The organism is Glutamicibacter sp. MCAF14, from assembly GCF_052114325.1.
In the GTDB taxonomy this organism is placed as follows: Bacteria; Actinomycetota; Actinomycetes; order Actinomycetales; family Micrococcaceae; genus Glutamicibacter; species Glutamicibacter arilaitensis.
This window is the reverse complement of record NZ_JBFREO010000014.1, coordinates 23,756-30,297: the sequence shown is the minus strand read 5'-3', so window position 1 is coordinate 30,297 and position 6,542 is coordinate 23,756. Positions and strand designations below refer to the sequence as shown.

9 protein-coding genes and 1 tRNA gene are annotated in these 6,542 nt (G+C 57.8%); 7 read left to right on the top strand and 3 right to left on the bottom strand.

Annotation, left to right across the window (positions count from 1 at the left end; translation table 11 throughout):
• The first annotated feature begins 175 nt into the window (after positions 1-175).
• From AB4Y71_RS17185 to AB4Y71_RS17155, 7 genes are all read left to right on the top strand, one after another.
• Positions 176-454, top strand: coding sequence for a hypothetical protein (locus AB4Y71_RS17185; protein WP_441722391.1), 279 nt, complete (start codon positions 176-178; stop codon positions 452-454).
• Positions 451-651: a DUF7620 family protein gene (locus AB4Y71_RS17180; protein WP_441722388.1), complete on the top strand. Its 201-nt coding sequence runs from the start codon at positions 451-453 to the stop codon at positions 649-651. The genes AB4Y71_RS17185 and AB4Y71_RS17180 overlap by 4 nt, the downstream gene beginning before the upstream one ends.
• The gene (locus AB4Y71_RS17175; protein WP_441722386.1) at positions 648-968 is read left to right on the top strand and encodes a putative phage holin; all 321 of its coding nucleotides are present in this window, start codon (positions 648-650) and stop codon (positions 966-968) included. Before AB4Y71_RS17180 ends, AB4Y71_RS17175 begins: the two co-directional genes overlap by 4 nt.
• A gap of 74 nt (positions 969-1,042) precedes the next feature.
• The gene (locus AB4Y71_RS17170) at positions 1,043-1,177 is read left to right on the top strand and encodes a hypothetical protein (RefSeq protein ID WP_441722383.1); all 135 of its coding nucleotides are present in this window, start codon (positions 1,043-1,045) and stop codon (positions 1,175-1,177) included.
• 2 nt (positions 1,178-1,179) lie between these two features.
• Positions 1,180-2,118, top strand: coding sequence for a hypothetical protein (locus tag AB4Y71_RS17165; protein ID WP_441722380.1), 939 nt, complete (start codon positions 1,180-1,182; stop codon positions 2,116-2,118).
• 9 nt (positions 2,119-2,127) lie between these two features.
• Entirely contained in the window at positions 2,128-2,463 is a 336-nt protein-coding gene (locus tag AB4Y71_RS17160; protein ID WP_441722377.1) for a hypothetical protein, read from the top strand.
• A 122-nt stretch (positions 2,464-2,585) separates the two neighbouring features.
• Entirely contained in the window at positions 2,586-2,930 is a 345-nt protein-coding gene (locus AB4Y71_RS17155; RefSeq protein ID WP_441722374.1) for a hypothetical protein, read from the top strand.
• A gap of 144 nt (positions 2,931-3,074) precedes the next feature.
• Here AB4Y71_RS17155 and AB4Y71_RS17150 read toward each other — a convergent pair whose 3' ends face one another.
• The 3 genes from AB4Y71_RS17150 to AB4Y71_RS17140 form a co-directional block, all read right to left on the bottom strand.
• A complete protein-coding gene (locus tag AB4Y71_RS17150) occupies positions 3,075-4,199 on the bottom strand; it encodes a tyrosine-type recombinase/integrase (protein ID WP_441722371.1) in 1,125 nt (374 codons plus the stop codon).
• Between the two features lie 68 nt (positions 4,200-4,267).
• Positions 4,268-4,359 (bottom strand) — tRNA-Ser (locus AB4Y71_RS17145).
• 63 nt (positions 4,360-4,422) lie between these two features.
• Positions 4,423-6,510 carry a prolyl oligopeptidase family serine peptidase gene (locus tag AB4Y71_RS17140; protein WP_441722367.1) on the bottom strand — a complete coding sequence of 696 codons (2,088 nt, stop codon included), beginning with the start codon at positions 6,508-6,510 and terminating at the stop codon, positions 4,423-4,425.
• Positions 6,511-6,542: the final 32 nt, after the last annotated feature.

Sequence of the window (6,542 nt, the reverse complement as noted above, 5' to 3'; positions counted from 1 at the left end):
GAAATATCTTTTCGAGAGAAGGCTTCGATGTTCCTTGATGGGGCGTCCTCCGTATTCGCCCTGGGTTCGGATAAGCCGGTGGCACCAACACGTGAATGCGCGGAGGCAAGAGTTAGGGCTCGGCTGGAGGCCTATAAGCGTTATACGCGAAAAGGTAAGGCATCAAGGAGCACTGATGGTTGAGTCGATTCCGTGGGCGGCGATTGGTGGGCTTAGCCCGGCTGCGATGCTGATGCTCGCAGTCTGGCTAATCCTCACCGGCCGCATAGTGCCAAAATCCACCTATGACGTAATGGTCAAAGGTAGAGACTCCTGGCAGGAAACAGCCCAGAAAAAGCAAGAGATCATCCACACACTGTCTGAAACGGTACGCGAACAGCAGGTAGTGAATGAGACCGTCGCAAAGATCATGACCGCCGTGCAGGACGCGAACAAGCCAGGTGATGGCCAATGATCTGGGGGCGACGCAAGAAAGCGCAAGCCGAAGCAGACGAAGCGTTAGCAGCAAAGATTGAAGCTGATATTGAGTTGGCGGCCGCACACGAAACTAAACGCGAAGTGACTCAGCACTCGGAGAAGCTACGCGAAATCAACCGGCAAAATCATTTCAGCGAGGGGCTTACACGCTCGTTCAGGGGGAAGCCAGCATGACAGTTCAACCAACCACAGCAATCCTCATGGCGATAGTTCTGGTGGAGACGATCATTGTGATGTTCGGGTGGAACTGGATCACTAAGGGCGCGTGGACTGATTTTCCTGCTGGTCGTGTGCTCATGGCTTTGTTGGGTGTGCAGTCGGCAATCCTCCTGCTGGCAACACTGTCAGGGTTCTTCCCTGCTTTCCCCGGCAGGCCTTTCATCTACCTCGGGTTGTATTCGATCTTGATATTCGTGGTCGGATGGCTCGGATACACGATCATCCGAGAACAACGCAAACACCGAGACCAACAGAAACACAACAAGGACTAGCAAACCGCTAGTCCATTTTTTATGCCCCGTCATGGTGTGTGGCGGGGCTTTCTCATGCCCGAAAGGTGGCAAGCATGCCTGATCTTGACCCGCTCGAAGCGATCGACCAAGAAGAATACGACGACCCCAACCCCGAGGAAGTCACCGACCCGAACCACTCTGACTACGTCGAGCCCGCGTCGGGCATCAAGCCGCTAGGAGGTAAGTAAGCATGGCGATCTACCGAGGCTATGCAGGCGCCAAGACCTGCACCAAGGGCCCGACTACTGGCGCGAAGGGTGCAATGGCTTGGTTCCTCGCCAAGTACAAGGAGCAGGGCGGCCGCAATTCCGGCATCTACAACTGCCGGCCCGTGCGCGGCTCCACTCGCACCACCTCGTTGCATGGTGAAGGCCGTGCCTTCGACCTTGGGCTGAAGTGGTACGACAAGATCGAGGTGTTCCAGGAGCTGGCCGAGCAGCTGCGCCTGAACTCGAAGGAGTTGGGTATCCAGTGCATCATCTTCAACCGGAAGATCTTCTCCGGCGGATACAAGTACACCGGCTGGTACAAGTACACCGGCGTCAATCCGCACACCGACCACCTGCACGTCGAGTTCTCCTGGACGGCCGCTAACCGCAGCGTCGAGGACACCGTGGCCCTGTGGGAGAAGGAACTGGGCGGCAAGGTCACCGGTGAGACGGTGCCCGTGGCTTCGCGTCCGAAGGTCAAGGACCAGTCGCCGTACAACGTGCCGAACGGTTCCACGAACTTCCCGGACAACTACGCCGATCTGAAGATCAACGGCAACTTCAAGTCGTGGGAGATCGGCGCCCTGCAGATCCTGCTGAAGAACGTCATCGGCGGGCTCAACCAGCGCTGGGATGGCAAGTTCGAGAAGCTGACCATCACCGACACGATGACGCTGATGCAGCGCAACGGCTACTACCTGAAGACCCCGTTCACTGCGCGTGGTGTCAAGAAGGGCACCCCGCTCAAGAAGGACGGCAAGGACGGTTACTGGTTCTGGGTCGAGTTCCAGCGGATGCTGGCCGACGACCTGGGCCACCGCGGCAAGGTCTACTACGACACCCGCAAGTGGCGTCTGGACGGCAAGCCGTTGAAGGAAACCGGCAAGGCCATCCAGCGGTGGCTCAACGACAACAACTAAGGAGAAACCATGGCTAAGCATACAGCCGTCACCACCCAGTCCCAGCACCCTTGGCGAGCTACCGTCCGCACGATCCTCGCGGTCATCGTCGCTCTGGCCGCCATGGCCCCGTCGATTTACGGAGCGGCCACGATGGGCAGCCCAGAAGCAGCTACAGGCGCCGCGGCGCTGGCACTGGGTATCGCTGCGGCGATCACCCGCATCATGGCCCTGCCCGGTGTGGAGGCGTTCTTCCAGCGCTTCCTGCCTTGGCTGGCAGCCGGAACCAAGACCGACGAACCACCCGCAGGTAATATCGAAGTGGGCAGCCCAACTGACTTGTCCGAAAAGCACGTATCTGAATAGCTTTTTGGGCAAGTTTTTGGGGCGTGTACAAATTGTCACCCACCCCAAACGCTTCTCAAACAGATCCGCCCCATCCTCAAACGAGGGTGGGGCAGTTTTCTGCGTTAAGAGACAATCGAAGCATGGCTGAGTTCTCCGACCCTCGCTTCGAGCAAATGCGTACGTACATGGTCCGGGAATACCCTTACGTGCAGGTGATAGACCCGGAGCTCGGCAAGATCCATGCCCGCGTGCGCGGTTGGATACCAGGCGAACTGTTTATCGAGTACCCGTCCAATGGTGCGCGCTGGGTGTACAACGGGCCGTTGTACGTGAAGTGGGTACCAACCACTGCGGCCACTCGCATCCGGCAGAGCGACAGCCTCTGGCGAAGCACTGAAGACAATCACACATGGCACCAACGCGAAGACCAGAAGATCAGCTTCCGACCAGACCCGTGGACATCCAGCCTCCCGGCATCCGACTAGAATTCGCCTTATGGATCAATACGGAAACCTCGGACCCTACCAAGACCCTCAGATCAGGCAATGGTGGGACGAGCTAGAAGTTGAGAAGCAAGACGACGAAGAATAAGCATAGCCCCGCAGAGTTCAATTTGCGGGGCATACTTTTCACCCAAATGCGGAGTCGGCGATGGACGCGCCACGAGCGTGAGCACCCTCCACCAAGTGGCTGTATCGGTCCACCGTCGTCTTGACTGATTCATGACCTAACCGCCTGGACAGTTCGTACATATCCATTCCGTTGGCCAGCATCATCGAGGCATGCGTGTGCCGTATGTCGTGAGGCCGTGGCCGCCGTTCCTTCGGCACCCCCAGTTCCGCCCAAGCCTGGCCCCAAACCTTGTGATACGCGGACGAACGGATCTGCCGACCATACACGGTCTTGAATACGAGTTCTTCATCTGTACGATTCGCGAGTACAGGCCGCATCATCTTGTCCGCCTGCCGGGACAGCGAAACGGACCGCTTGCCCTTCCTTGTCTTGGGAGCGCCAAGGTAGTACTTGTACTTGTCATCTTCCTTCCACGCTTTGGTGATGCGCAGGACGGATGTGGCACCGATGAACCCGAAGTCGGGTTTCTGCACGGCAGTCAGTTCACCGAACCGCGCCCCAGAGTAGAGGAGCATCCGGGAGAACGGGACGTAGTGGGCGTGCATGACTCCCATGAGGTCGTTCCATTGGTCGAGCGGGATGATCTGCATCTGTTCGGTGGGCCGGTTGTCTTTGGGTAGGCGTACGCCGGCGCAGGGGTTGTGGTCGAGGATGCGGAGTCGGATGCCCGTGGAGAACGCGGCGGACAGCAGGCCGCGGTGGTTGGCGATACTTTTTGTCTGCAGCCCTTTTTCGGCCATGTAGCGTTGCCAGTCCACGATGTGCTCGGAGGTGACGCGGCGGATCTTCATGGCCCCGAGGTCTCCGGCGAAGTGCTGTTCCGCGGCTTTGCGGTATCGGCTGAGCTGGTAGTCGCCTACGTCGGTGAGCTGGTCGATGTGGCGTATTAGGAGTTCGGTGACGGTGGGGCCTTGTTCGAGTTGGTTCTCGATGGATTCTAGGGCCCGGTCGGTGTCGCCTTGGGCGGCTTCGATGACGGCTTTCCAGCGTAGGGCATCTTTTTCGGTGTCGAATGATTGCGATTCGCGGGTGCCGTTGGTGATCCATCGGACTCGGTATCGAGTGGCTTTGGAGGGGGTTTGGTACTGGTCGAGGCTTGCCATGGGATTAGTATGGAGCATCGCTATGACCATTTGTGCCGATTCCATGACCATGCAAATAAAAAACCCCTAGTTGACTAGGGGTTTTTTGGCGGACACGGGGGGATTTGAACCCCCGGTCGAGTTTTAGCCCGACCCTTCATTAGCAGTGAAGTCCATTCGGCCGCTCTGGCACGTGTCCATCCGCTGTTTCCAGCAGGTTCTAGCTTACCTGAAGACAGGCGCGTGTTCCAAAACGAGACTGCTAACGCACCTGTCGCCACAGGAATTCGTAGCTGGTGGCCAGCATTTTTGCAGTTGACTCGTTGTCGGTTGAACCGGCATGCCCACCGCTTTCTGGCTCGTGATACCGCACATTTTCAATGCCCATGTCCATCATCTTGGCCGCCATGATGCGCGCTTGGGATGGTCCCACCCGGTCATCAGATGTTGTCGTCCAAATCAATGACGCTGGATAGTCATCAGCAGCATGGTGCTGGTCGCTTAACCGGTGGACTGGGGAGAATGTGCGCAGGAACTTCCAATCTTCTGGCACATCAGGGTCGCCGTATTCTGCAATCCATGAATGTCCGGCAGCGAGCTGGGTGTACCGTTTCATATCCAACAGTGGAACGCCGCAGGAGATAGCGCCAAAGAGCTGCGGGTAGCCGGCAATCATGTTGCCCATCAGCAATCCGCCGTTTGACCGTCCCGTCGCCGCGAGATGCGCGCGGGTGGTAACCCCGCGGGCGACAAGATCTTGGGCAATGGCGGCAAAATCTTCGTACGCTCGGTGACGGTTTGCGCGCAGTGCGGCACGATGCCAATCTGGACCATATTCGCCTCCGCCGCGGATGTTGGTCATGACGTAGACCGGCTTGCGTCCGTCGCTTGTGCGATGAGAGAGCCATCCTGTGCCCATAGCCGCCGCGTACCCCGGGGTCATGCTGTGTTGGAAACCGCCGTAGCCGTCCATCAGGACGGGATTCATGCCATCGAATTCCAAGTCGCGGTCTGCGACCTGGAAGTAGGGAACCCGGGTGCCATCTGCGGAAGTCGCGAAATGCTGGGTGACCTCGAAGCCTTGAGCATCAAAGCGATCTGGTGACTTCTTGATCGCTACCGCCTGTTTTCCAACTTCTCCGCGCAATAAGGTCGTGGGAGTGGTGAAGCCGGTGATCGTCATCCAATAGTCATCGCCATGCGCTTGGTCTTCGTCATCGACAGCGGCTACCGAGACACTGAGCATCCGGTCTTCCAAAGGCATCTCGGACTGCGCGAAACCGGCATTCAGGTCAATGATGCGTACCTGAGACGCGACATCGTGCAACACAGTAAGCAACAGGTAGTTGGCGGTGAAACTCAAAGATTCCAAAGCCGTATGCGCATCCGGCGTGAAGACCACCTGGTCCACTGCTCCGGTATCCAGGAACACTTCCAAGGAGGCGATGGCCAACGCGCCAGCGGGGATGAGCTGGCCCTGGTGCTCCCAATCGGTCCGCGGGGCAAACAGGACCCATTGGCGGTGCAAGCTCACCGATACGTCAGTGGGTACCTGCAGCTCCCGATGCACGCCATCGATGAACACACCGGTCTTCGAATTGTAGAAATCAATTGCATCGGTGGTGACGATTCGCTGGTAGCCAGGCGTTGAATCATAGTAGCCGAACGCTGCGACATGCTCTTTGCCGACTTCAAAGATGATTGGAGCAGCTTCAATGTCCATGCCGCGGCCTACCTTGCGCAACGTGCTGGCATAGGTGGAACGAGTGGTGAATTGATCGCTGCTGGCCGTGCCGACCAACAGCGTGTCCGGGTCAATCCATGAAGCTTGGGTCTTGGCGACGGGCAAGTCGAAACCGTCTTGCACAAATGTTTTGGATTCCAAGTCGAATTCGCGAATCCGCACTTGGTCGCCACCATCGGGGCTCAACCGAACCAACGCACGGCGGTACGGCTCGTTATTGTCCGGGCGAAGCAAAGCTGAACCGGCAAAGTGCCATTCGCGGCCCTCGGCTAGGGCAAGCGCATCGAGGTCGAGCAGGATCTCCCACTGAGGTTCGTCGGTGAGGTAAGACTCCCAATCGGTGCGGCGCCACAAACCCAATCGGTGCTGTGAATCGCGCCAGAAATTGTAGTAGTGCTCACCTCGCTTATTCACCATGGGAATGCGATCTTGCGCGTCGAGTACAGTCTTGATCTGTTGGACGCTTTGACGGAAAGTGTCGTCGTAAAGTTCAGCCTCGGTGCGTTCGGTGTGCTGGCGTACCCACGCCAGTGCCTTCTCGTCGTGAGTTCCTTCAAGCCAGGAATATGCGTCAGTGGTCGCAGTATCAGAAACATGCTCAGTCATGGGCTTAGTCTATGCGCCTCGCGTTTGCCCTG

Bases quoted from the DNA above. Each gene is read 5' to 3' on its own strand.
- AB4Y71_RS17185 (WP_441722391.1), top strand. From the start codon at position 176: ATGGTTGAGTCGATTCCGTGGGCGGCGATTGGTGGGCTTAGCCCGGCT.
- AB4Y71_RS17180 (WP_441722388.1), top strand. From the start codon at position 451: ATGATCTGGGGGCGACGCAAGAAAGCGCAAGCCGAAGCAGACGAAGCG.
- AB4Y71_RS17175 (WP_441722386.1), top strand. From the start codon at position 648: ATGACAGTTCAACCAACCACAGCAATCCTCATGGCGATAGTTCTGGTG.
- AB4Y71_RS17170 (WP_441722383.1), top strand. From the start codon at position 1,043: ATGCCTGATCTTGACCCGCTCGAAGCGATCGACCAAGAAGAATACGAC.
- AB4Y71_RS17165 (WP_441722380.1), top strand. From the start codon at position 1,180: ATGGCGATCTACCGAGGCTATGCAGGCGCCAAGACCTGCACCAAGGGC.
- AB4Y71_RS17160 (WP_441722377.1), top strand. From the start codon at position 2,128: ATGGCTAAGCATACAGCCGTCACCACCCAGTCCCAGCACCCTTGGCGA.
- AB4Y71_RS17155 (WP_441722374.1), top strand. From the start codon at position 2,586: ATGGCTGAGTTCTCCGACCCTCGCTTCGAGCAAATGCGTACGTACATG.
- AB4Y71_RS17150 (WP_441722371.1), bottom strand. From the start codon at position 4,199: ATGCTCCATACTAATCCCATGGCAAGCCTCGACCAGTACCAAACCCCC.
- AB4Y71_RS17140 (WP_441722367.1), bottom strand. From the start codon at position 6,510: ATGACTGAGCATGTTTCTGATACTGCGACCACTGACGCATATTCCTGG.